This window comes from Bacillus infantis, from assembly GCF_008180445.1.
Lineage (GTDB): Bacteria > Bacillota > Bacilli > Bacillales > Cytobacillaceae > Bacillus_AB > Bacillus_AB infantis_B.
Window position 1 is genome coordinate 18771 of record NZ_VTER01000006.1, and the last position, 24017, is coordinate 42787.

The 24017-nt window shown below is 45.6% G+C and carries 26 protein-coding genes; 3 read left to right on the forward strand and 23 right to left on the reverse strand.

The features are described from left to right. Positions 1-68: 68 nt before the first annotated feature. The 8 genes from FZD51_RS11370 to FZD51_RS11415 all read right to left on the reverse strand — a co-directional run bounded on the left by FZD51_RS11370 (position 69) and on the right by FZD51_RS11415 (position 5506). Positions 69-269: a cold-shock protein gene (locus FZD51_RS11370; RefSeq protein WP_148974894.1), complete on the reverse strand. Its 201-nt coding sequence runs from the start codon at positions 267-269 to the stop codon at positions 69-71. A 200-nt stretch (positions 270-469) separates the two neighbouring features. Then, positions 470-637, reverse strand: a complete 168-nt coding sequence (locus tag FZD51_RS11375) for a YvrJ family protein (protein ID WP_022543781.1) — start codon at positions 635-637, stop codon at positions 470-472. Positions 638-726: 89 nt separating this feature from the next. Next, complete coding sequence (locus tag FZD51_RS11380; protein ID WP_420886239.1) at positions 727-948, reverse strand: DUF2922 domain-containing protein; 222 nt, start codon at positions 946-948, stop codon at positions 727-729. Between the two features lie 27 nt (positions 949-975). Continuing rightward, positions 976-1194, reverse strand: coding sequence for a DUF1659 domain-containing protein (locus FZD51_RS11385; RefSeq protein WP_094767325.1), 219 nt, complete (start codon positions 1192-1194; stop codon positions 976-978). Positions 1195-2087: 893 nt separating this feature from the next. Further along, on the reverse strand, positions 2088-2381 hold the full coding sequence (locus FZD51_RS11400) for a DUF3817 domain-containing protein (protein ID WP_022543779.1): 294 nt from the start codon (positions 2379-2381) through the stop codon (positions 2088-2090). A gap of 96 nt (positions 2382-2477) precedes the next feature. Beyond that, positions 2478-3431: an ArsA family ATPase gene (locus tag FZD51_RS11405; RefSeq protein WP_187445720.1), complete on the reverse strand. Its 954-nt coding sequence runs from the start codon at positions 3429-3431 to the stop codon at positions 2478-2480. 10 nt (positions 3432-3441) lie between these two features. Further along, on the reverse strand, positions 3442-3705 hold the full coding sequence (locus FZD51_RS11410) for a cory-CC-star protein (RefSeq protein ID WP_187445721.1): 264 nt from the start codon (positions 3703-3705) through the stop codon (positions 3442-3444). A gap of 55 nt (positions 3706-3760) precedes the next feature. Beyond that, the gene (locus FZD51_RS11415; RefSeq protein WP_148974896.1) at positions 3761-5506 is read right to left on the reverse strand and encodes a carbon starvation CstA family protein; all 1746 of its coding nucleotides are present in this window, start codon (positions 5504-5506) and stop codon (positions 3761-3763) included. A 204-nt stretch (positions 5507-5710) separates the two neighbouring features. On the opposite strand from FZD51_RS11415, the gene FZD51_RS11420 reads away from it, so the two are divergent. Beyond that, positions 5711-6004: a phage holin family protein gene (locus FZD51_RS11420; protein ID WP_420886247.1), complete on the forward strand. Its 294-nt coding sequence runs from the start codon at positions 5711-5713 to the stop codon at positions 6002-6004. A gap of 328 nt (positions 6005-6332) precedes the next feature. Then, positions 6333-6575: a hypothetical protein gene (locus FZD51_RS11425; protein WP_148974898.1), complete on the forward strand. Its 243-nt coding sequence runs from the start codon at positions 6333-6335 to the stop codon at positions 6573-6575. A 55-nt stretch (positions 6576-6630) separates the two neighbouring features. Here FZD51_RS11425 and FZD51_RS11430 read toward each other — a convergent pair whose 3' ends face one another. The 13 genes from FZD51_RS11430 to FZD51_RS11490 all read right to left on the reverse strand — a co-directional run bounded on the left by FZD51_RS11430 (position 6631) and on the right by FZD51_RS11490 (position 20747). After that, a complete protein-coding gene (locus FZD51_RS11430) occupies positions 6631-6936 on the reverse strand; it encodes a DUF3219 family protein (RefSeq protein ID WP_148974899.1) in 306 nt (101 codons plus the stop codon). Positions 6937-7472: 536 nt separating this feature from the next. Further along, a complete protein-coding gene (locus FZD51_RS11435) occupies positions 7473-8483 on the reverse strand; it encodes a VanW family protein (RefSeq protein WP_262380885.1) in 1011 nt (336 codons plus the stop codon). A 226-nt stretch (positions 8484-8709) separates the two neighbouring features. Then, a complete protein-coding gene (locus FZD51_RS11440; RefSeq protein WP_148974901.1) occupies positions 8710-9570 on the reverse strand; it encodes a sugar phosphate isomerase/epimerase family protein in 861 nt (286 codons plus the stop codon). Between the two features lie 58 nt (positions 9571-9628). After that, complete coding sequence (kduD, locus tag FZD51_RS11445; RefSeq protein ID WP_148974902.1) at positions 9629-10411, reverse strand: 2-dehydro-3-deoxy-D-gluconate 5-dehydrogenase KduD; 783 nt, start codon at positions 10409-10411, stop codon at positions 9629-9631. 27 nt (positions 10412-10438) lie between these two features. Beyond that, a complete protein-coding gene (kduI, locus tag FZD51_RS11450) occupies positions 10439-11269 on the reverse strand; it encodes a 5-dehydro-4-deoxy-D-glucuronate isomerase (RefSeq protein ID WP_148974903.1) in 831 nt (276 codons plus the stop codon). A gap of 28 nt (positions 11270-11297) precedes the next feature. Next, on the reverse strand, positions 11298-12311 hold the full coding sequence (locus FZD51_RS11455; RefSeq protein WP_148974904.1) for a sugar kinase: 1014 nt from the start codon (positions 12309-12311) through the stop codon (positions 11298-11300). After that, entirely contained in the window at positions 12308-12964 is a 657-nt protein-coding gene (locus tag FZD51_RS11460; RefSeq protein WP_148974905.1) for a bifunctional 4-hydroxy-2-oxoglutarate aldolase/2-dehydro-3-deoxy-phosphogluconate aldolase, read from the reverse strand. Before FZD51_RS11460 ends, FZD51_RS11455 begins: the two co-directional genes overlap by 4 nt. A gap of 42 nt (positions 12965-13006) precedes the next feature. After that, positions 13007-14500: a UxaA family hydrolase gene (locus FZD51_RS11465; RefSeq protein ID WP_148974906.1), complete on the reverse strand. Its 1494-nt coding sequence runs from the start codon at positions 14498-14500 to the stop codon at positions 13007-13009. Continuing rightward, complete coding sequence (locus FZD51_RS11470) at positions 14497-15960, reverse strand: tagaturonate reductase (RefSeq protein ID WP_148974907.1); 1464 nt, start codon at positions 15958-15960, stop codon at positions 14497-14499. Before FZD51_RS11470 ends, FZD51_RS11465 begins: the two co-directional genes overlap by 4 nt. Positions 15961-16032: 72 nt before the next feature. Then, a complete protein-coding gene (locus tag FZD51_RS11475; RefSeq protein WP_148974908.1) occupies positions 16033-17028 on the reverse strand; it encodes a LacI family DNA-binding transcriptional regulator in 996 nt (331 codons plus the stop codon). A gap of 92 nt (positions 17029-17120) precedes the next feature. Next, positions 17121-18557, reverse strand: a complete 1437-nt coding sequence (uxaC, locus tag FZD51_RS11480; protein ID WP_148974909.1) for a glucuronate isomerase — start codon at positions 18555-18557, stop codon at positions 17121-17123. 348 nt (positions 18558-18905) lie between these two features. Then, positions 18906-19856: an aldo/keto reductase family protein gene (locus tag FZD51_RS11485; protein ID WP_148974910.1), complete on the reverse strand. Its 951-nt coding sequence runs from the start codon at positions 19854-19856 to the stop codon at positions 18906-18908. A 126-nt stretch (positions 19857-19982) separates the two neighbouring features. Then, positions 19983-20747 (reverse strand): Nif3-like dinuclear metal center hexameric protein, encoded by a 765-nt coding sequence (locus FZD51_RS11490; RefSeq protein ID WP_148974911.1) that lies wholly within the window; start codon positions 20745-20747, stop codon positions 19983-19985. Between the two features lie 174 nt (positions 20748-20921). Here FZD51_RS11490 and FZD51_RS11495 point away from each other — a divergent pair, with 174 nt between their 5' ends. Beyond that, entirely contained in the window at positions 20922-21740 is an 819-nt protein-coding gene (locus FZD51_RS11495) for an alpha/beta hydrolase (protein WP_420886240.1), read from the forward strand. 64 nt (positions 21741-21804) lie between these two features. On the opposite strand, the gene FZD51_RS11500 is transcribed toward FZD51_RS11495, so the two are convergent. Together FZD51_RS11500 and FZD51_RS11505 are read right to left on the reverse strand one after the other, a co-directional pair. Beyond that, positions 21805-22746 carry a pectinesterase family protein gene (locus tag FZD51_RS11500; RefSeq protein ID WP_262380887.1) on the reverse strand — a complete coding sequence of 314 codons (942 nt, stop codon included), beginning with the start codon at positions 22744-22746 and terminating at the stop codon, positions 21805-21807. Between the two features lie 228 nt (positions 22747-22974). After that, the gene (locus FZD51_RS11505) at positions 22975-24012 is read right to left on the reverse strand and encodes a pectinesterase family protein (RefSeq protein WP_262380888.1); all 1038 of its coding nucleotides are present in this window, start codon (positions 24010-24012) and stop codon (positions 22975-22977) included. Positions 24013-24017 lie beyond the last annotated feature (5 nt).

Consider the following 24017-nt stretch of genomic DNA (forward strand, 5'->3'; position numbering starts at 1 on the left):
AGCCCTCCTTTTTTAAATAAAAAAACAGTCCAGCGCGGAGGCTGAACTGCGATATATGGTATTTCTGATTATAGTTTAGTAACGTTAGCCGCTTGAGGTCCGCGAGCTCCTTCAACAACTTCGAAAGAAACTTCTTGGCCTTCTTCGAGGGATTTAAAACCTTCTGATTGGATAGCAGAATAGTGAACGAATACATCGTTTCCGTCTTCAGCTTCGATGAAACCAAAACCTTTTTCTGCATTAAACCATTTTACTTTACCGTTTACCATAAGAAAAATCCTCCTAATGGCCAGCTTCAGCCATGTGTAAATTCACCATTTACAGCGTATATAGCTTTTACGAATCTTCACTTCTCCAAGCAAGTATTAAACTCTGGAACAAGCAGCTTTGCAAATCTATCACGATGCATAACGGCTGATTTAAATTTAGCATTATTCCATATTACTGTCAAGGATTGGCACCGGTTTCCTTATAGGCCGGAAGCACTGTCATGCCTGGCTTTTTCCTTTAAACTGCCGGGCAGATTCTGTATGGATTGCACCACTGAATCCAGCTTCGCCTCAATCCTGTGAAGCAGATACAATGTCACAACAATCGGGAATCCTACATCGCTGATTAATGGAATTAATTGGTCCATACTGTTCCTCCTCTTAAGGCTTGGCCTCTTCTTAAAATAGTTTTAGGAAAGAAAGGGCCGGCCCATGACGGCACCGGCCCCTGCTTCTATTATACTAGTTCATATTCAGTTACGCTGCGGTCAATTACTCTGGCTCCTTTGGCAGAAACCAGCTTTCCGCTTGGCCCCGCAAAAATGTCGGCTGCAATCAGCTCTTCCATTGCCTGCTTCACGGCGGCCGTATCGATTGGTTCTTTAGGTGAATCTACTGTCAGGGATGCGGTTTTGCCGTTTTCAGTGAGAAATTGGATTTCCAGTGTTTTAGCCATCATCTCACCTCCTTTCCAGATTTATTTTTATTAGGCGATTACATCAAAGCTGTCGTTTCTCTGAACAGAGTTGACAGGATGTTCGCTTAAAGATCCGAACGCCTGGGCTGCCTGGTGAAGCTGGTCAGCGGTAGCTGAGTTTTTGACATTGGACAATGTCTTGGACTTGTAAATCGGATCGCCTTTTTCGTTCATTCCTGTTTCGAAGTAGATTCTAAGGCTGGTAGCTGTTGCGACTGTTTGTGCCATCTTGCATCACCTCCTTTCACCTTCTATATATAGATTTGCAGGCGAAAAGGACATGGGTGATGATTTTTTTTTCAGAAAAGGTTTTTCTGTGTTGTGTGTGAAAGAGGGTTTCAAGTGGCAGGCGTAATGGCGGGGTAAGCCGTCGAAGAAAATGAATTTGTCTGCGAATCTAAAAAAATATAAGCTATGAGGGAACGCTATCGAATTCTGGAAGCCCTGCTGATTGGAGTGGAAGGCACGTAGACTCCTCATAAAATGCATGCGCATTTTCTTCGTGCGAAGAAAGTTCGGAGAAGAAAATCAACGTCCTGCGGGATTGCAGCGGCAAAGCTGAGTTCCCGAAGGAGCGGCAGCGACGAGGAAGCTCAGCGCCGCCCCGCGGAAAGCGAAGTGGCTGGAACGCAAATTAGCAGCCCCCCTTAATAAATCTAACCTATTGCTTTAATGCACCAAAGCGCTGAACGTTGTTCAAGCATTGATCATTATCCATAAGTCTTAGGATTTATAAATTTCAAAGATAAAAAAATGCCGGATTGCCGGCTTTTTTTTGCATAAGCAAAAAGAAAATGAATTTGTCTGCGAATCTAAAAAAATATAAGCTATGAGGGAACGCTATCGAATTCTAGAAGCCCTGCTGATTGGAGTGGAAGGCACGTAGACTCCTGCGGGATTGCAGCGGCAGAGCTGAGACCCCGCAGGAGGTACGACGAGGAGGCTCAGCGCCGCCCCGCGGAAAGCGAAGTGCCTGGAACGCAAATCAGCAGCCCCCTTTAATAAATATAACTATTACTTCAATGTATTGAAGCTGCTGTAAGTTGATCAAGCACTGATCATTATCCATAGGACTTACAATTTAAAAATTTCAAAACAAAAAAAGCCGGGAAACCGGCTTTTCAGGCAAATCTCGATTTTCTCAGCCTTGAATCCAAAACGAAATTGCCGAATGGGATAAAAGCTACAGCCAATGCACTCGCGACCCATATAAAGGACCAGCGGACCTTAAAGGTCACATAGGCAATGATGAACAGGTATGTAACAAACAAAAATCCATGCAGGGAACCTACTACAGTAACCGCCTCCGGAAACCCGGCAAAATACTTCAAAGGCATCGCGATAAACAGCAGGACCAGCAGCGAGCCTCCCTCTAGAAACCCCATGATGCGAAAGCGTCCTATCGGTGTGTTCATGTTCCATCCTCCCCTTTTCAATCAAGGTCAAAGCCCTATTATTGCTATCATAAAGGCTTGCTTACAAAAAATCCAGTGGCTCTTGGACCACTCCTGCTATTCTATGCCGTTCACGAGTTCTGAACTCAAATGGCCGGCAAACAAGCCAAGATGCGCAGGCTCTGATATATCATGATGAAACAGGGGAATATGGATATTCTTCATAGCAGAGAACACTTTGCTAATCTCATTGAGATGCTGCCTTTCATTTTCTTTTCTCATCTTCATGAACCGGCCGTCTGCATCCTCCGGAATCACTTTATTGACGATGACTGCCTCTGTGCGGAGTCCATGTCCAGCTAAAACCCGGACCGCTTTTTCTGTTTCAAGGATCGGGAGGCGTTCGGCATTCAGGACGAACAGGCAGGCTGCAGACTGGCTGTCCAAGAGGATTTCCCGCACTTTGGCAAACTTATTTTTGCGGCTGAGAAGCTTTTCATAAATGGGATCCTCAACTGGTTCCCCGTCATTCATCCATTGGGCGAAGTTATCGTTATTTTTCTTTCTTCTTTGAAGCAGCCCATCTATCCAGGCACTCATCAGTTCAGGGAGTGTCAGCAGCCGGATTGTATGTCCTGTCGGAGCTGTATCAAATACAATGGTATCGTAGGCGGCCATTTCATCAAGCAGCAGGGAAGTGATCCGGTCGAATACGGCCGCTTCATCGGCGCCTGGAGAAGATGCGGCCAAATCAATCTGGCGGTAAACCTCATCAGCCATAGACGCTTTTACCAGGCCTTTGAGATTGCCTTTGACCTCTTCAATATATCTTTTAGCTTCTCTCTCAGAATCAATTTCGAGAATATCGAGGTTCGGGCTGACATTCATGATTCCCTGCCCCGCTCTAAGATGGAACAAGTCACCTGTATTATGGGCAGGATCCGTTGAGACGAGCAAAACCTTTTTTCCTTTTTCTGAAAGCAGCAGGGCAAGCGCCGCGGAACAAGTGCTTTTCCCTACTCCTCCTTTTCCTCCGACAAAATAAACTTTTTTATCCAGAATCAGATTCATAGCCTCCTTTTCAGCAGCAGCGGATTCCGTCAAGCGGGGACTTCTCCATCCCCATCCGCAGATGCCACTGATGAAATTTCTCGATGATATGCGGGTAAAGCTCCAGCGTGTAGTAAAAAGCAGGATTGGGCAGCCCCGCCATTTCCGAGAAGCATAAGAGGATGAATAGATCTTCTTCATCCCTCAGCTCCCTCGCAATTTCGGCCCGGTGCGGGAGCCTTAGCACCTCATCATAAAAAGCAGCAGCCTTTTTCAGCTGTGACAGCAGGTCCATCCCTTTCGCCTCCTCTCAGTCAGAAAAAGCAATGGCCGGCAATGCCGGCCAGGCTTTAGAAATGATGGGTTGTGTCTGCAGGCGGCGCATCCTTTTTGAAGGCTGCAAATGCTTCCAGGATGATCCAGAAAACAAACACAAGGATCATCCCTCCCAAAATAAACAGAAGCATATTGGCGTCCGCAGTGCCTAAGCCGGACCAGTCAAATACAACCTGCTTGATCATCGCCCACAGAGTCATGATGAATACAAAAACCATCGGTATGAAAGTAACGAGGAAATTCCTGCCCTGGCGCTTCAGCCAAATGCTGATCAACAGAAGGCTGACTCCTGCCAGAAGCTGATTGCTTGTGCCGAAGAGCGGCCAGAGCAGATACCCGCCAGAACCAAAGCCATTCGGCCCCTTAGGAAGCAGGACCAATGCTGCACTTGCAACAACGGCTGCCGATGTGGCGACATGGGCTTTTGTGAGCGGCTTGAAATTGTATTCTTCGCCTATTTCCGCAATGATATAGCGCATCAGCCGGACAGATGTATCAAGCGTTGTCGCAGCAAAGCTGACGACGATGACGGAAACGATCGTTTTCGCAATATCAGCAGGGATCCAGACGCCGGTTGCCAGCTGGGCCGCTCCATTGATGAATGACCCGAGCCCCCCTGAGCTTGCAGCTGCAAAGCTGCTGTAGGCAGCCGTGAAGTCACCCTGTGAAGCGAATAAGGTAATGACAGCGATGATGGAGATCAAGGCAAGTGCCCCTTCCCCTACTGCCCCGAGGTAGCCGACAAACCTGGCATCTGTTTCTTTATCAAGCTGCTTGGAAGAAGTGCCTGAGGAAACAAGACCGTGAAAGCCTGAAATGGCTCCGCAGGCTATCGTGATGAATAATAGCGGCAGCCATGACGGATCTGTGGCGCTCGCATTTACGGCTGGCGCTGTCACCTTCGGCTGCAGGAATACAAGTCCCGCATACATGATGACAAGGCCGACGACAAGCTGATGGGAATTAATATAGTCCCTCGGCTGCAGCAGCTTCCATACCGGGAGAATTGAAGCGATATAGCAATACACCATTAAAATGACGATCCAGATAAAAAATGACATGGCAACGCCGTTAAGGCCAAAAAGGACTTCAGCTTCCGCTCCGCCAAAATATTTCGGCAAATCGATCTGAAGTGCGGGCACCATGCTCGCAAGTACAGCGGTACCATACATGACCACAAGGGCGATGATGGATGGGATGAGCATTTCCTTTTTCCGTTTGTACACGGCATACCCGATCCAGATGGCCAGCGGAATCTCAATGAACACAGGCAGGACGCTGGCAGGAAACTGGATGAAAAGATTGGATATTACCCATGCAAAGACGGCATTCACCATCAGAACCAGAATTAAAATAATGAATAAGAACATCATTTTTGCTCTTTTGCCTATTAATTTGCTTGTGATGGTTCCTATCGATTGCCCTTTATTCCTGACAGACAGCACGAGCGTGCCAAAGTCGTGGACTCCGGCTGCAAACACAGTCCCGAGAATCACCCACAAAAAGGCCGGAAGCCAGCCCCAATATACCGCAATCGCCGGTCCCACAATCGGGGCAGCACCTGCAACCGATGTAAAATGATGGCCCCACAGGACAAATTTATTGGTGGGCACAAAGTCAACCCCATCCTGGTATTGATGAGCAGGAGTGACATAGTTGGGGTCCAGCCTGTAAATCTTTTCTGCCACCCATTTTGAGTAATACCTGTAGCCTGCCGCAAAAACAAGCATGCCAATAACAGCCAGCCAAATTGAATTCAATTCTATAACCTCCTTTTATCACCTGGTATTAATTACATCATAATGAAAGCGCCTTCATATAGTCAATATATTCCGAATATTTTTATAGATTCACTCATTATTGATGCTTCCGGCATGCGGCAATAAAACAGGCAAAATATCACAGCAGGCATAGGATGTACCATTAGCAGCATATCTTACCGGCATTCGCATACCATGAAGGAGGTGGCTATTTTGGACTTGCTTCAGTTTCTGAACCAGAAATATATCATGCTTGTGCCGGCGCTATGGGTCATTGGATTGGCTCTGAAGCAAACTCCCTGGGTTCCTGACTGGACCATCATCTGGATCCTTTTATTCCTGTCGGTTGGTTTTGGGGCGTTTGCCTTTGGCTTTTCCATCAACGGGATCCTGAACGGCGTTATCGCTGCAGGGGTCGCTGTACTTGGTCATCAAATGTACAAGCAGTCGATTCTCAGCAGACCTGCAAACAGGAAAAAGAACAAGCATAAAGACTAAGAGGAGGCTTGCTGTTTTCAGCTAATATTTGTGATTACCGGGAATATGCTGCTCTTTTCATAATTTCAGACAAAAAAAAACACCATAAAAGCAATCAGCTTTCATGGTGCCCGTCTATAAGGACGGCAGCTCAGCACCTGCAAGAACAGATACTGAAATATACGGAGGAGATCTTCCCTATTAATATATTTCAATCCTTCAGAAAAAGTGTGGACAAATCATCTGAACGTTTTCATTATTTTTTTGTTGTTACTTAGTAAAACGGCTTATAATTAGAGAAATGGGGGTAAAAATGGAACAGCACCGTAGAGACATAAGAGGTGATGCTATGGAATGGAGAGGTTTATTCATCAATAACCCGGACAGGCAGATAGAAATATCCATATACCCTGCAGGAAACACGAGAGATGGAGAGGAAGGGTATGTTGCCATGGCCAGGGAACAGATCCGGCAAATTACCGTGCAGGAGTTTTCAAAATGCCGGCTCAAGGCTGTTAGGATGGCATTATCCCTTCTAGAGGATGAAATCCTTTTGCATTTAAAATACGACCAGGACAATACTCCGCAATAATCAGGCAAGAAGAAGGGAAACAGGCCGCACTGATCCTGATTCCCGCTTTTTGTTTTCAGTCCTCTTCCCCGTCTGTTTCCTTCAGCTCCAGGTGGAATTCCCCGACAGCTTCTTCCTCGTAAAGATTCGTTAAAGAGGTATAATATTTATCGATCATTCCCCTAAACTCCAATGCATCCTCAGGCACCGATACATCAAAATACAGATCATATAACAGTGTCGTAATATCATGATATTCCTGATGGCTCACTTTGAAATCAAAAGACAGATGAATGGCCTGCTCGCCTTTTTCAGCCAGTGTTTCCTCTTTATAGTTGTACACATCAATCCGGTTCCCATTCAGGATTACCTGCTTGGCCATGAACGAATTCCTCCTTTTTTTATTCATCTTGAAACGGACAAGATTGGCTTATTTTATGTAAGAATTCTTGGTTAAATGAATCGTACACCTTTCTTTACAGGAATTCAAACAACTTGATTTACTTTAACAAAGGCTTTGTTAAATATTGTTGTTGATTTTAGGCTCATTTTTAGCCAGATATTCATTCTGCCGCCAAGAAAGCTCGCTTTCTTGGCACAGAATGAATATCTGGCTGCTTTTCAGCTTTGCTGAAATGCGTGTGAAACTCTGTTTCACACGAATGAGCCCAAAATCAACAAGGTACACTAACACAGCCTTAAAAAAAAAAGAGCTCCAAAGGGGAAGCTCTTTCTCATTCGTCTTCTTCTGGCGTATTCATATGTTCTTCTTCATCTATCAGGTAAGTCCAGTCGCTTTTGATCATATTGTCCCAGAGTTTTTCAATGATTTTCATGGATGAATCCCTCTCTTCGGTGAATTATTACTACATAATTACCCGATTTTCGGAAGAGATAACATCCAATTTATAGTAATGATCAAGTTCTCTTCTTAATGACATCTGCATACTGCTTGGAGGTCCGGACCTCAACTGTCAGCTGTCCGTTTGCCATGACAGTTTTCAGCAGGAACGGAGCCCCGGTTTTATTTTGGAATCGGAAATCTTTGCCGCCATAGGAAACAGTGGCATCCCTGCCGACGGGCACATAACCAACCGTAACAGAATGATGGTGCTTCTCTACATAGTCTACGCCCAGCTGATCGACTGCGTTGAAGAGGGTCGACGAAGTCTGGCAGATTCCGCCGCCTATGCCCATGACCAGCTTACCATTGATAGCCTCCTGGGCCGGCTGATAGCCATGTGCCTCATCGCTTGGCCCTACTGTTGTGTTAAAGGAGAAATAATCGTCGATGCCCACAATCACATTTTGAATCGCCTGGGCAGAGAGCTCGATATTCTTTGTCCTTCCTGCTACAGAACTATTAAACTTGGTTGTATAAGAGGCAACCACCACTTCGCTTAAATGGGCAGCGTCCTCCGGCTTATAGCCGCTTTCAGAAACAATGAGCGGCAGTTCAACATTTCCTCCCTCAGCAGAAGCCTCAATCACCTTTGCGGTCAGCTCCGCTTCCTCGAGGATCGTCCTTGGGTTCCCTTTTACAATCCCACCATTCGCATCAATCCGGTCAGGGAACATCCTTTTGTCATAGCCGGGACTTGCATCTGTCCCTCTTGCCAGGCCCTTCGCCCATTGGCTGATTTGCTGCTTATACTTTTCCAGATCATCCTCATAGCCCATTTCCTCAGGTTTGAACGTCTTAATGATTGCTTTCGTGTTCGGATCTATCACCTGGACCACTACCGGTTCTTTTGCTTCTTCAGCCTGTTTTTCCTGTTCCTGCTTTTCTTTCTCCTTCTGAAGCTGGCTTTCCAGTTCATCCACTTTCTCCTCCAGCTTCTCCTCCTTGGATGCCTGGTCCGCACATCCGCCCAAAACTGCCAAACTGCCAATCAACAAAGCTGCCATCCATCTTCTGCTTTTCGTCATGAGTCCCCCAACCCTGTTGTTTATTTCCAAAAACCACAAACTTCTATCCTAAAAACAGCTTCCGCTTATCATCTTATTCTCAAATAATGAAGGTATTCCCGGCAAAGCTAGGAACTATCTACTATTTTACAATAAAATGGTTTCTTTATAAAGAATTAGGGGGTTTGGGAATGAAAGGAAGCAGATTGGCTGAACTAAAAACACTCCCCGGAGGAAGTGTCCATTTTTACCTTAAGAGTCCTTTGCCAATGCTCCTGCTGCTGAATTTCCTACTTAAATAGTCAGCACATCTGTCAATATCCGGTTCCTTTGTTCCTTCCATGAGAACCTGGATATACGGCTTTCGATCTTTGAGCAGCTTAGAGATGAGGCTATAGTTCAAGAGGCCCTGTCCTGCCGGGACGATCTTCACCTGGTCCTCTTCGACAACGAAATCTTTTGCATGGAAAATGGCGATTTTTTCCCCAAGAAGTTCAATAGCTTCTGCTAACAGCTCATCCTGCCTATGATAGTTTTCAACCGTAATAAGGTTAGCGGGATCAAATATGACCTGGACATTATTTGAATCTACAAGATCCAAGAGGCGTTTGAGTCTTTCGGCTGAGTGGACCGGATGATTAACCCCTGCTTCTACACCGACAATTATACCGAATTTTTCAGCTTCCTGGGCGAGCTCGGCAACACTTTCCACTGCGTCTAAAAAGGGCTTTTCCTCAAAATTTCTTTCACTATAGCCCATTTCAGGAAGAACACTTCCAGTTTCGGTACCGACGATGCTGCAGCCAAAATCCCTGGCATACCGGATATGCTCTTTAAATTTCTCCAGTCCTTTTCGCCTCTCAGACAGATCTGGATGGATAAGATTCACATAGCAGCCAAGGACGGCAATTTGGACGCCGGCATCTCCGAATGTCTTTCCGATGTAACGGGCAAGACCCGGCGAAAGGGTTCCCGGTGATGGATAAAGAGCAGGAAGTGATTTTCCCAGAGCAAGCTGGATACATGAAAACCCCTTGCGGCCAATTTCTTCTGCCAGCTCTTCCAATGAATCTTTTTCAATATCGTGGGCTCTGATTCCAAGGTTCATCTTAGTCTCCTCCTAATAAGAAAGCCGCACTCTTGTACGGCTTCTTTCATATATTCTCTTATCGTACGAGCCAGCCTCCATCCACCGCTAAAAGATGTCCGTTCATATAGCTGGAAGCGTCGCTAGCAAGGAAGACAACTGCCCCCATCAGATCGGCAGCCTGCCCCCATTTCCCTGCAGGAATCCTTGAAAGGATTTCTGCATTTCTCTTTTCATCAGCCCTGATTGCAGCTGTATTATCTGTCGCAATATATCCAGGTGCAATCGCATTGACCTGGATATTGGATTCTGCCAGCTCATTCGCAAACGCCTTCGTCAAGCCTGCCACCGCATGCTTGCTTGCTGTATAGGAAGGGACGAATTTACCGCCCTGAAAAGACAGCATGCTCGCAATATTGATGATCTTGCCTGATTTCTGTTCAGCCATCACTTTTGCCGCCTCCTGGCTGAGCAGATAAAGGGAATTCAAATTGACTTCCAATACAGCATCCCAATCTTCTTCTTTGTATTCAAGGAGAGGAGCGCGGCGGATCGTACCTGCATTATTGACAAGGATATCAATTTTTCCATATTCATTCAGACAGGCGTCTACTGCTTCTTTAATCTTTGTTCGATCGCTAAGGTCTGCCTGGAAAAATACCGCCCTCTGCCCTGTTTCTTCTATTAATCTTTCAGTTTCCTGCCAATCGCCGCTCCTGGAAATGACAAACAGGTCGGCCCCTGCCTTGGCAAGCGCCGCCGCATATGCCTGGCCAAGGCCTTTATTTCCTCCTGTTACAATGGCAGTCTTGCCGGCAAGGCTGAACATATCCATTGAAAAAGAACTCAGTGCCTCTGTCATATATAATCCTCCGTTTCTAACAGTCTCTTATCGCAATTCTTCCATTTTGACATGGTCCATATCGGTATAAGTGATATTCTCCCCGCACATTCCCCAGATGAAGGTATAATTGCTTGTTGCTGTGCCAGTATGGATGGACCAGCTCGGGGAAATGGCAGCCTGCTCATTCTTCATAACAAGATGCCTTGTTTCATCAGGCCTTCCCATGAAGTGGAACACCCGCGTATCTTCCTCCATATCAAAATAGAGATATACCTCCATTCGCCGCTCGTGTGTATGGCACGGCATCGTATTCCAGACGCTTCCAGGCGACAGCATTGTCAAGCCCATCTGCAGCTGGCAGCTCTCACAGACATTGGGATGGACATACTGGTAGATTTTACGTTCATTCAAGGTGCCCGGCTCTCCCATTTCCAGCGGCTTGATTTCATTAATATCAATTTTGACCGTCGGATACGTATGATGGGCAGGTGTGGAGTTGATATAGAATTTGGCTGGCTGTGCGGCATTTTTGGAACGGAAAAGCACTTCCCTGGTCCCTTTTCCAACATATAATCCGTCCCTGGCCTGCATATCATATTCTGTGCCATCAAGGATGACCGTGCCGTCCCCGCCAATATTGATGATGCCGAGCTCACGCCGCTCCAGGAAATAATCGACGCCCAATTCTTTGTCCAGCTTGATTGTCAGTTCATTCTCGGCAGGTGTAACACCGCCAAAGATCATCCGGTCATTATGTGTATATGTCAGGTGCACCTGCCCGGATTCAAACAGTGTTTCCACCAGGAACTCTCTTCTTAAATCATCGGTCGTATACTTTTTCATATCCTCGGGATGAATCGCATAGCGTGTTTCCATTGTGCATTCTCCTTTTCAATCAATATTTTCAGCGGAGTATTTTACCTGGTTCATTTTCCGCCAAAGCTAGAACTTCTTCCTTTGTAAATGAATTGCTGTCTCCATGGACTGTGTGTTTAAGAGCTGAAGCCGCTGCCGCAAAATCTGCCGTCATCTGAGGATCCCACCCCTCCAGCACACCAGCAAGAATCCCGGCCATAAAGGCATCCCCTCCGCCAACCCGGTCCACGATAGGCTCTATATTGTGGACTTTAGACTGGAAAAGCCTGCTGCCAGTGTACAGATTACCCTGAAGCATGTTGCTGGAGGCAGATTTGATTTTCCGGAAGGTAGAGCATATATACCGGATGCCGGGATATGAAGCAGCCAGTTTACTATAATAGTTTTCCAGCCTTTCCGTTTGTGATAGAGAGCTATCTGCTGGCTCCATCCCCAAGAGATGGATGCTGTCCAGTTCCCCGCATGAACAGATGTCTGCATACGGAAGCAGTTTCTTTAAAGCTTCCCCGGCGTCTGACTGGCTCCAAAGTTTTCCGCGATAATTAAAGTCAAGGCTTGTCAAGACCCCATATTCCTTAGCTTTCTTGAAAGCGAGGAGTGCAAGCTCCCTGAGCTCAGGAGAAAGGGCCAGTGTGATTCCGCTTACATGAAAAAGTGAAGCATCACACAGCATGCCGTCCAAGTCTACTTCTTCAGGCAGCAGTTCCGAGAAGCTCGAATGCTTTCGGTCGTAGGTGACCTGTGCGCTTCGTTCCCCAGTCCCTGATTCCAAATAGTAGGTGCCAAGGCGGTCTCCGCCTTTTAAAAGGAAGTCTGTCCGGACGCCATTTGCTTTTAAATGCCTTTCTGCCCCCTGCCCTAAAGGGTTGTCAGGCACTTTTCCGGCAAAAAAAGATTCATAGCCAAAGCTTGTCATAGAGACGGCAACATTGGCTTCTGCACCCCCATAGTGGACGGTAAGGCCTGCTGCCTGGGAAAGCCTTACGCCCTCTTCTGTCGAAAATCGCAGCAGAATTTCTCCCAGCGTAACAATCTTCTTCATTGCAGCCCCTCTTCCCTTGCTTCTTTGACAATTTTTATATATTCTGCAGACATTTCGGTGATTTTCTCATAGTTTCCTGTTTTGGCAGGCGCGGCCAGATTCCCGCCAACACCAACTGCCACACAGCCGTTTCTGATCCATTCCCCGGCATTTTCCAGGCTGACTCCGCCGGTCGGCATGATATTTGCCTGAGGAAGCGGCGCCTTGACCGCCTTAATGAAGTCCGGTCCAAAAGCATTCCCAGGGAACAACTTAATTATATCGGCCCCGTATTCCATTGCTTCCTTCATTTCAGTAATTGTCATGCAGCCGGGCATATATGGCACCTGGTAAAGGTTGCACAGCTTAGCGGTCTCCCTGTCAAAGGCCGGGCTAACGATAAATTCAGCTCCGGCGAGAATGGCAATCCTAGCTGTCGCCGCATCCAGGACGGTTCCTGCTCCCAGAACGGCACGCGTGTCATCAGCAAAATATCCCGACAATTCCTTTAAAACAGCCTCAGCTCCATCAATGGTAAAGGTGATTTCAATACCGGCAATCCCTCCCTTTACACATGCTTCTGAGATTTTCACGGCCTCTTCACTTGAGTCGGCCCGGACAACCGCCACCACTCCGGATTCTGTTAATCGATTCAATATGTTCAGCTTCTTCATAATTGCCTCCCCGTCAGGAGAAATTTGATCTGCATCTCCTGCCTATAAAGTGACTCCGCTTTTAAAAATGGAAATCTCCCTGAAATCGTTTTTCTCGTTATTGACCAATTCCCCGCTTGCCACAAGGATGATATAGTCTGTGAAATGCTGCAGCACCTCATCTGCAGAAATTTCTTCTTCCAGGAGTGTGCCTGCATTGAAATCGATCCAATGGGGCTTTGTTACATAAAGCTGGGTATTGGTCGAGATTTTCATCGTCGGTACAAAGGTTCCGAACGGGGTTCCCCTGCCTGTGGTGAACAGGACAATATGGCAGCCAGCTGCGGCCAGTGCGGTTGAAGCAATCAGATCATTCCCAGGCGCGCTGAGAAGGTTCAGCCCTTTTTTACGGAGAGTACCACCGTATGGCAGGACATCAACCACCTTGGAGGTTCCGGCTTTCTGGGTGCAGCCAAGCGACTTATCCTCAAGAGTGGTGATGCCTCCCGCTTTATTGCCTGGTGATGGATTCTCATACACCGGCTGTTTATGTTCAAGGAAATAGCCTTTAAAATCATTGATCAGGCTGACCACCTTTTCAAAAACCTCTTCGTTTTCCGCCCTTTCCATAAGGATGGTCTCTGCACCAAACATTTCCGGCACTTCAGTCAATACGGTCGTCCCGCCCTGGGCGATCAGATAATCAGAAAAGCGGCCGAGCAAAGGGTTTGCTGTAATGCCCGAGAACCCGTCAGAGCCTCCGCATTTCAGGCCGATTTTTAATTCAGAGAGCGGAATATCCTCTCTTTTATCATCCTCGGCTGCTTCATAGATTTCTTTCACAAGCTGAAATCCCGCTTCAATCTCATCTGATACTTCCTGGGATACGAGGAATTTAACCCGGCTTTCATCTACTGTTCCAAGAGCTTTCCTGAATTCCTCCATCTCATTGTTCTCACATCCAAGACCTAAAACGAGCACGCCGCCTGCATTGGGGTGATGCACGGCATCAAGAAGGATTTTCTTCGTATTTTCATGATCATCTCCCAGCTGGGAACAGCCATAGCTGTGCTTTAGAACCAGGGCCTGGTCAAATGGATTTTGGCCGCCGGCATGCTTTTCAAAGCGGCTGATGATTTTCTCAGCAATTCCATTCACACAGCCGACCGTCGGGACAATCCATAATTCATTGCGGATTCCGGCTTTGCCGTTCCTGCGCCGATAGCCCTTAAAGGTTCTTTGTTCATTGCGGAAAGGACTGTCTGCAAAAGCAGGGGAGTAGCTGTATTCTTCCTGGCCGGAAAGATTCGTTTTCGTATTATGGGTATGGACCAGCTCTCCCTGGCCGATCGCTGCTGTTGCATGCCCGATCGGATAGCCGTACTTTACGATATTGTCATTCTCATTAATTTCGGCTGCTGCAATTTTATGTCCGCGGCGGATATCCTCGCGCAAAATGATGGATTGGCCATCCACTGTTAATTCGGCGCCAGCTTTCAGGTCTTTCAGTGCGAGAACGATATTGTCTGCCGGATTGATTTTTAGAAAATCTCTCATTTTAGTTCCCCCCTTGCTGGGACAGGCTTGTCGATTACGCGCTGAAGCGCTTTCTCAATGCCTGTTTCTTCTATTTCCCTGAGATATCCAGCAACTGCTTCCTTAAGGCCTGCAATCCCGGTGAGATCCCTGCCCCAAAGCTTTTGTTCTTTCAAAAGGTTAGCCGACAGCTGCTCTATCACAATCTGCTTTTTCTCAAAGCTTCGCCATTCCGATTGAAGGATTTCGAGTACCGTACTGCTGTCTTCCACATCCATCTCCTTGTATAGATACAATAGGCAGCATAAGGAAAAGACGATTTTTGCCGGCAGTTTTCCTTCTTGTTTTATATAATCAAGCAGGGCCGGCAGGTTTCTGGCAGAAAATTTCGACACTGAGTTCAAGGAAATGCTCTTTAGGTAATGCTTGATATAAGGGTTGGCAAAACGGTTCATTACCTCTTCTGCATACTGCTCCAGCTCTTTTCTGTCCCCATCAAGTGCCGGAAGGATTTCCTCTTCGATCAGCTTCTTTATAAAAAGGCCGACCTCAGGATGCGTCACAGATTCTTCAACTGTTTCAAGCCCGGAAAGGAGTGCAAGTGGCGTCATTGCCGTATGCGCACCGTTTAATATCCTTACTTTCCTGGTACGAAAAATAGTGATGTCATCCGTTATGACAAGATTCAGTCCAGTGCCTTCAGCAGGCAGCTCTTCCTTTAGCCAGGACGGCCCCTCTATAGCCCAGAGATGATAATGCTCCCCTGTTACAAGGAGTTCGTCTTCATAACCAAGCTCTTCTGTTTTCTCCTCCAGGCTATCCTTCGGAAAACCCGGGACAATCCGGTCCACAAGTGTTGAGCAGAACACATTGGCATGATTAATCCAGCTTTTGAAATCCTCGCTAAGATTCCATGAATCTGCGTATTGGAGAATAATTTCCTTCAATTTTTCGCCATTTTCTTCAACCAATTCACACGGAAGGATGATGCATCCATATCTTCCATCGCCCTTAAAGGCCAGGTAACGATGGTATAAAAAACCTGCCAGCTTTCCGGTAAATCCCTTCTGCGGACGGTCCTCCAGCCTGTCATCGGGATCAAAGACCATTCCAGCCTCGGTTGCATTGCTGATGATGAATCTAAGCTCCTTCTGTCCGGCAAGCCTGATAAATTCCTCATAATCTGTTTGAAGATTGATTCCCCTGCTGATTGAATCGATTACCATATGTTCCTTTACAGGGACCCCTTCCTTCAGCCCTTCAAGATAAAGGGTGTACAGCCCATCCTGCCTGTTAAGGCGTTCAATCTTGCTGGACCCGCGGGGCTGTACGACAACTGCACTTCCATTGAACCCTTTTTTCTCATTTAAAATTTGAATCTGCCAGTCTGCGAAACCCCTTAAAAAGTTACCTTCGCCAAATTGAAGGATTCTTTCAGGGAATATCCTTTTGGCATGTGTTTTACTGCTTAGGCGATCCATATCCTTCCTCCCTTATATTCAATCCTGCACACGTTAACATTTTTACCGGGAGCCCGCTGGCTTCGGGCTGTGCTAGCTAATCCTTTTCACAGAGCTTCTAATGATGAGCTCAGTGTTAACAAATATTTTTTCCGCCTCAAGCCCTCCTTGAACAAGAGAGAGCATTTTTTCCGCACCCAGCAGGCTGATTTGCTCTACAGGCCTCTTCACGGTGGATAGCGGCGGAGTCGTGTATTGTGAATAACCGATATCATCAAAGCCGATAACAGATAGATCATCAGGCACTTGCAGACCTTTTTCAAATGCACAGTTCATGGCACCGATCGCCATATCATCATTAGAGCAGAAAACGGCAGTCGGCGGGTCCTTAAGGGCTAAAAGCTGCTCCATGGCCAGAAAGCCGCTTTCCATATCATAATTGCCTTTCACTGCATAACTGCTTTTCACGGATATCCCGTGATCTATCAATGCCTGCAAATAGCCGTCCTTGCGCATTTGGGAGGACTTGAAACTTGAAGTTCCTTCAATAATTGCAATATCCCTATGACCGTTTTCAATAAGGTATTCCACTGCCTGTTTGGAGCCTTCTGCATCATTAGAGCATATATTATATACACTTTCTTCTTCTATATCCCTGTTCAGTACAATAAGGGGAATCTCCTTTTGCAGCACATGGTAGATAAAAGGATTATCGCGGACACTTTGGCTCATAAGAATGATTCCATCAAACCGCTGCCTGTTGATGCTTGTAAAATCCTGATAATCATCGATCCCTCGAATGAACAGATTATAATCCTGTGAAATAGCTCCGTTAACTCCCTTGATTGTATCCGCAAGAAAGCTGGCCGACGTGCCAGTTATAAAGCTTGTCAGAAACAGACCGATTGTATGCGATTTCTGCATAACCAGGCTCTTGGCGTTCACATTTGGCGAATAGTTAAGCTGGGCAGCAATTTCGAGAATTTTCCTCTTTGTCGGCTCTTTGATCATAGGACTGTTGTTTAATGCACGCGATACCGTTGTATGCGATACATTGGCAATTCTTGCAATATCTTTAATTGTTACCATATATAAACCTTCCTTTTTAACCAATCAATGCTATTTATCCTTTTATTATAACCTGCCCTCCCGCCGGCTCCAAGCCGGGACATGATCACGGCTTATTTAACAGCAGCTGCGTGCTGTTTTTCAGCCTCCTGGAATTGAAAATATTCTTCCGCATTATAATAGGAGATCCCTTTGATAATCGTGCTAAGCAGTTCCTTGTCATTTGGAATTTCCCCATTTTCGACCCATTCACCGATCAGACTGCACACAACCCTGCGGAAATATTCATGCCTGGTGTATGAAAGGAAGCTTCTTGAATCGGTAAGCATTCCGATGAACCTGCTGAAGAGCCCCATATTTGCCAAGGCTTTCATCTGATCGAGCATCCCATCCCTCGTATCATTGAACCACCAGGCAGTCCCGAATTGAATTTTCCCCGGTATGCTGCCGTCCTGGAAGCAGTTGATGATGCTGGCAAGAATATGATTGTCACCCGGATTCAGAGAATACAGGATTGTTTTTGGCAGCCCTCCTGCCTGATCTAAAGAATCAAGCAGACTGACGAGCGGCTTTGCAATCTTGTCATCATTAATAGAGTCGTAGCCAGTATCAGGGCCAAGGGTCTGGAACATCTTCGTATTATTATTGCGGTGGGCATTCATATGGTACTGCATAGCCCATCCCAGGCTGGCATAAAGCTTGCCCAGATGAATGAGCGTATAGGTTTTATACTGCTTTTCCTCTTTCTCGGATACAGTGCCGCCCGAAAGCTTTTTAGCAAAAATGTGTGAAACCTCTTCAAAGGCTGCTTCTTCATATACAACCTGATCAAGCGCATGGTCGGATACCCGGCCGCCGAGGGAGTGGAAGAAATGGACTCTTGAATCCAATGCTTCAAGAAGGCTTGCATAGCTGTCAACCGTAATCCCGCTCGCTGCCTCAAGCCGTTCTATCCATTCTTTGTAGCCATGGCGGTTGATTTCCAGACCTTTATCAGGCCTGAATCCTGGTACGACCAGTACCGGAAAGTCTTCCTCCTTTGAAAGAAGCTTGTGATATTCAAGCGAATCGGCCGGATCGTCGGTCGTGCAGATGACCCGGACATTTGATTTCCTGATGATCTCCCGTACTCTGAAATCATCTGTTGCGAGCTGCTTATTGACCTTATGCCAAATGTCTGGTGCAGACTTTTCATTTAAGATGTCATAGATGCCAAAAAAGCGCTGCAGCTCCAAATGGGTCCAGTTATATAATGGATTTCCGACAGTCATCGGCACTGTCCTTGCCCAGGCAAGGAATTTATCATAATCATCTGCATCACCGGTTATGTACTTTTCATTAATTCCATTCGCGCGCATTACTCTCCATTTATAATGGTCCCCGTACAGCCAGGCTTCTGTAATATTTTTGAACTTTTTATTTTCATAAATTTCCTTTGGGCTGATGTGGCAATGGTAATCGATGATCGGCAAATCCTTTGCTTCCTCATGATATAAAAATGCAGCCGTTTCATTTTTCAGGAGAAAATTCTCGCCCATAAACTTTTCCATATGAATCACCCTCCGTTATTTGTTAACGTTAACAATTTTCTATAAATTCAGTCTAACAAATTTAGAAAGTTCTGTAAACGACTTTTGTTAACGTTAACATTTTTTTATTCTGCCATCCTTAATTAAAAAGATACTTTGTACTGGTAAACAGTCATTTAAATTGTTTGTTTAGATTGTTGCCTGGAAAGCAAGGCACTTTACTTAAAAAATGGATTTGTTAAATATTGATGTAGCCCAAAATCAACAAGGTACACTCACACAGCCAAAAAAATAAAGAGTCCCGGTAAGATTTATCCCCGGAACCCCCATAAATTTAAATAGGTCAGAACAACAGCTATAATAATTGCCTTATTCTGCAGTAAGAATTTCTTCAATCTGCTGGAGGCTGTCTTCTTTCAGCTTTACGCCTGATGCCTTTACATTTTCCTCAAGCTGCTCAGGGCGGCTTGCCCCGACAAGGGCGCTTGCTACGTTGGGCTGTCTGAGGATCCAGGCAAGGGCGAGCTGGGATAAGGTAAGATCCTCTTGCTGCGCAATCTTTTCCAGGCTCTCTGCTTTTTCAAGATTACGATCATTCAGGACACCGTAAAGAGTGCCCAGGTCCTTTTGAGAGGCGCGGCTTCCTTCCGGCGGTGCTTCCCCTTTTTTATATTTGCCTGTCAGCACGCCTTGGGCAAGCGGCGAGAACACAACCTGGCCGATTCCATGCTTTTCGCTGACAGGGATGATTTCTTTTTCAATATTCCGATGCAGCATGCTGTAATTCGGCTGGTTTACGACAATCCGGTCCCAAAGCCTTTTATCTGCAAGATGAACAGCTTCGGTCATCTGCTCTGCCGTCCATTCGCTTACACCTGCATACAAAATCTTTCCTTGCCTGATCAGATCTTCAAGAGCTCGGAGGGTTTCTTCAAGAGGGGTTTCCGGGTGAAATCGGTGGCAATAATAAATGTCGATATAATCAAGCCCGAGCCGCTTCAGACTTGCATCCGCCTGCTCCATGATATGCTTGCGCGAAAGCCCTGAATCATTAGGCCCTTCCCCCATCTTGCCGAAAACCTTCGTTGCAAGAACATAGGAGCTCCTGTCATATTTGGCAAGTGCCTTACCAACGACCTTTTCTGCTTCTCCGCGCATATACACGTTCGCCGTATCAAAAAAATTGATTCCGAGCTCATAAGCTTTATCTATCGAAGCTGATGCCTTCTGCTCCTCCACATACCCTCCATAGGTGAGCCAGCTGCCAAGGCTGATTTCGCTGACCTTAAGGCCTGTATTTCCAAGACGCCGGTATTCCATGATCATTAGCTCCTTTATTTATGTATTGATAGAGTTTTTCGAAAACTCTATGTATTTCAGTCTATCACCCTTTAAGAATAAATTCTTATTAGATGCTCAGAGCAGCTTTCAGGCTGCGTAAATGGGTCAGGTTGCTGGATTGAGCTCAAAATGTGATTCTTCCAGTTTCATAACTTCGATTTCCGGATAGCACACTTTTACTTTCTTCGCAAGAGTCTCTACACCAAAAATCTCTGTGAAGGTATGGCTGCCTGCAAGGAGATTCATTCCGGAAAATTGTGCATATTGAATGGTATATAAAGAAGCCTCGCCAGTAATATAAGTATCGCACCCGCCATCAAGAGCAAGCTTCAGGTAATCGGTAGAATGGCCGGCTCCTGTCATCATCCCCACCCTCTTGACTTCTTTGCCGTTATTTCTCCAGCGTCTCACCGGTTCATTCAATACACGGCTGAGCTTAAATGCCAATTCCTCAAAACCTAAAGGCTCCTTGAATTCACCGATGCCCGGAATGCCGCCATTATCAAAAATAGAATATTGGATGATCTCGTCAATGCCGATTTTCTCCATTAATGAGGTACATGTCCCAAAACGGATATAATCCAGGGGACCATGAATCCAGAAGTGGCTGATCTCATGCTTTTGCAATTTGTTCCTGCATTCTTCATCAAGCCCGTAAATGAAATCCCAGGCGTCATGATGGGTGATAATTAAATCAACCTGACTCCGGACGGCCTGTTCGATGGTTTCCAATGATAGATTCGTAGCATAGCCAACGGTTCTGATTTCCTTATCTGTGCTGTTCTTGAAGCCATAATCGTCTGCAAACGTTTCTAAGAGCTCTTTCCCGAATATTTCTTCAATTACAAGACAAAATTGTTTAATATCCATGTTTTCCCACCTCATTTCCATCATTCTACCATCATCTTGCTTTTTTTTCAGAATTTCATTTACACTATCACGTTTTCCTTATAGATTTTGCTAATTGATTCCATCCACCTGTACCAGTTTCCTATATAATTTAATTATTGCAGAAAATATATGTAATAGCTCTTTTCCAAGAGTATGACTAAGGAGGAATACCTTTTGATTTATTCATTGTGGACAGGAAAAATTCCTTTTCTGGAATCTGGTGATGAGGATAGCAAGCCTGTTCTTTCTTTCTATCCTGCAAGTAACAATACAAGCAGAAGTGCAGTGATTGTGTGTCCCGGAGGGGGGTACCACCATAGAGCTGATCATGAGGGAGAACCGGTTGCAAAATGGCTAAACTCTCTTGGCATCTCAGCTTTTGTACTGCATTACCGGGTAGCTCCCTACAGGCATCCTGTTCCTTTAGCAGATGTGCAGCGGGCTATACGCTTTGTAAGGCACCACTCTGAAAAATGGGATATCGATAAGCAAAAGATCGGAGTCCTGGGGTTTTCGGCTGGCGGACATTTAGCAGCCAGTGCCTCGACTTTGTCACATCTGCGCACAACAAAAGAATGGGATAACATCGACTTGGAAAACTGCCATCCGGATTTAGCTGTTTTATGCTATCCGGTCATATCATTATTAGAGCATTATCATGAAGGATCGATGTCTAATCTTCTGGGAGACCAGCCCAATGAGGAGATCAGGGCTTTGTTATCCTGCGAACGTGAAGATAATAAAACTGTACCGCCGCCGACCTTTATATGGCATACATCTGATGATGCAGCTGTTCCTGTTGAAAACAGCCTATTATATGCGTCATTATTGAGCAAATTGAATGTGCCATATGAATTACATGTTTTTCCGTATGGACGGCATGGCCTAGGACTTGCCAGCGATAACCATGCTGCAGGCAAATGGACTGAGCTGTGTGCTGTATGGCTCGCTCAGCAAGCATTCTGTCAGTAAGAATATGTATCGATATTATCCTATTAAAAAGGGGGCAGTCATTTTCAGACTGCCCCCTTTTTCTCTATTCCGGATTCCACCCTTTTAAGACAGTTTCGATGCTGGCTGCTTCGGCTTCTGCATCTGTGAGCTGCGGCCTTTTTGAATTTGAACCAGGTCCTTCATTCTTATATTCATAGAATCTTGCATCTTTGGCACTGAAGCCTGACATGTCAGTCCAGCCATCCGGATGAATGTGGGCACCCAGATAATTATTTTTGAATATGACGCTTGCTATGGCCTCCGGATCCCCTCCTGGGTGCCATGGCCTTCCAAGATAGACTGTTCCTTTGGGCGCTGAGCTTGTAAATCGATTGTTTAAAAACAGGAATCCATATGGTTCAATTATATGGGTACTTGCGGCTGATATATATCCGTTTTCTGCAGAGGACCCTCTATTCAAAGAAAAGATCTCACATTCTTTAAAAACTGCTCTTGCCCCTCCAAAAATAAAATCAATATCACCTTCAATATAACACCGGCTAAAATACTGAGACCCCTTTTTCAGGTAAAGTGTATCTTGATTTCCCAGAAACCGCACCTCGTAAAATTCCATTCTCTCACCGCTGGCATAGGCAGCTACCGCCTGTGTTTCCTCTTCCATGCGTTTTGGATTGAATGAGTTTTCAAAGGTAAGGTTTCTGGCTGTAAAATCCCCCGCATAAAGGAATACACTTGCGCTATTTCGTGTTCCAATGATACCGCCATCCGGGGACATTTTTTTTGCATGATTATCATAAGTGAGGATTGTGTGCTCGGCACTTTCTCCAATCAGCGTCACAAATGGTTTATTTGCCGGAACTACGATTCGTTCCTTATATACTCCATTCTTAATAAAAATTTCCACTTTATTTTTATTATCAGCCGGTATAGCATCAATCGCTTCTTGTACGGTCTGATAAGCAACTTTTCCGTCTTTGGCTACAGTCATTTTTAATGGTTTTGTAACACTTTCTTTTAAAGCCACTATCTACCACTCCTTTTCCTGGATTCTCGATTTCGCATATTCAACCAATTTTTTTAAACCTTGGATGACCAAAGTTAATACTTGCAAAACGAAATTCTTTATGCCAGCTTCAGTTCTGGTCTTTCATTCAGTCACCGAGTAAGGTTCTTTAATTAAATTTTGAGATTAACTTATGAAGATAAGAAAAACAGCGGGAAATAATTGATTCCGCTGACACAGCCTATATATTCATTTCTTTTCTAGTGTAAGGTGTCCTAAATCATTTTTATCAATTAGCCCGCTGTGCTGTAAGGCGGTCCCCAAAGTTGGCCAGCCTTTCAAGGATCCAAAAATGTTCTCAAGCTTATACTCTTTAACTTGCTCATCTGTTAGAATCTTAGCCCAGCTTACCCGTTTATCCATACAGCCGCCCGGGCCGCTGCTGTTATATTCAGCATAAAACGCTGTGTTCTCCGCATGGGGTTTATCCCAATTATGCCAGCCTTCCGCTTTAATATGCTCACCCATCCATGTATTGATAAAAACTGTCCTGGCATAATCACGCCACGGTCTGCCTAAGTAGACGGTACGGGCTGCTGCCTTACTTAATAAGGTGCAATTGATAAAAACATAGCCATATTCCTGGTCAAAAGGAGTGGATGCAGCTGTGATATAGCCATTTACATCTGTTCTGTTCAGATCTAAGCTATGAATTTCGCAATCTTCAAAAACAGAAGCTGCCGAACCAAAAATGAAATCCACATCGCCCTCTATGCAGCAGTGCTTAAAATAGCTGCGGCATTGCCGTTTTTCCAATCCATCACGCGGCCCGCCGAACGAACTGCCTTCAATCGGCTTTGGCGGAAGAGGAGCAGTAAACACAGTATCCTGCCTGGCTAAAAAAGCACAATTGTGAAACTCAATCTGATCGGCATCCACATACATGGCCACCGCCTGTCCAACCTCACTGCCTTTGCCTGCATTATTTTCAAAAGTGATATTTTCAGCCAAAAACCTATCACCCGTAACAATGCAGGAATAAGATCCGAATGTACCCATTTTTTTGCCGCTATCTAATAATTTATCCGCATAATCATTAAAAGTAATTTTCACCTGATCCCGGTGTGTTCCGATCAGGGATACTGACGGCTTATTGATTTCAAGCTTTTCCTTGTACACGCCATCCTTTATATAAATATTTATCCGGCTGCTGTTATCTTCCGGAATACTGTCTATAGCTTCTTGAACCGTTAAAAATTGACCTGTTCCGTCTTGTGCAACAATCATTTGTA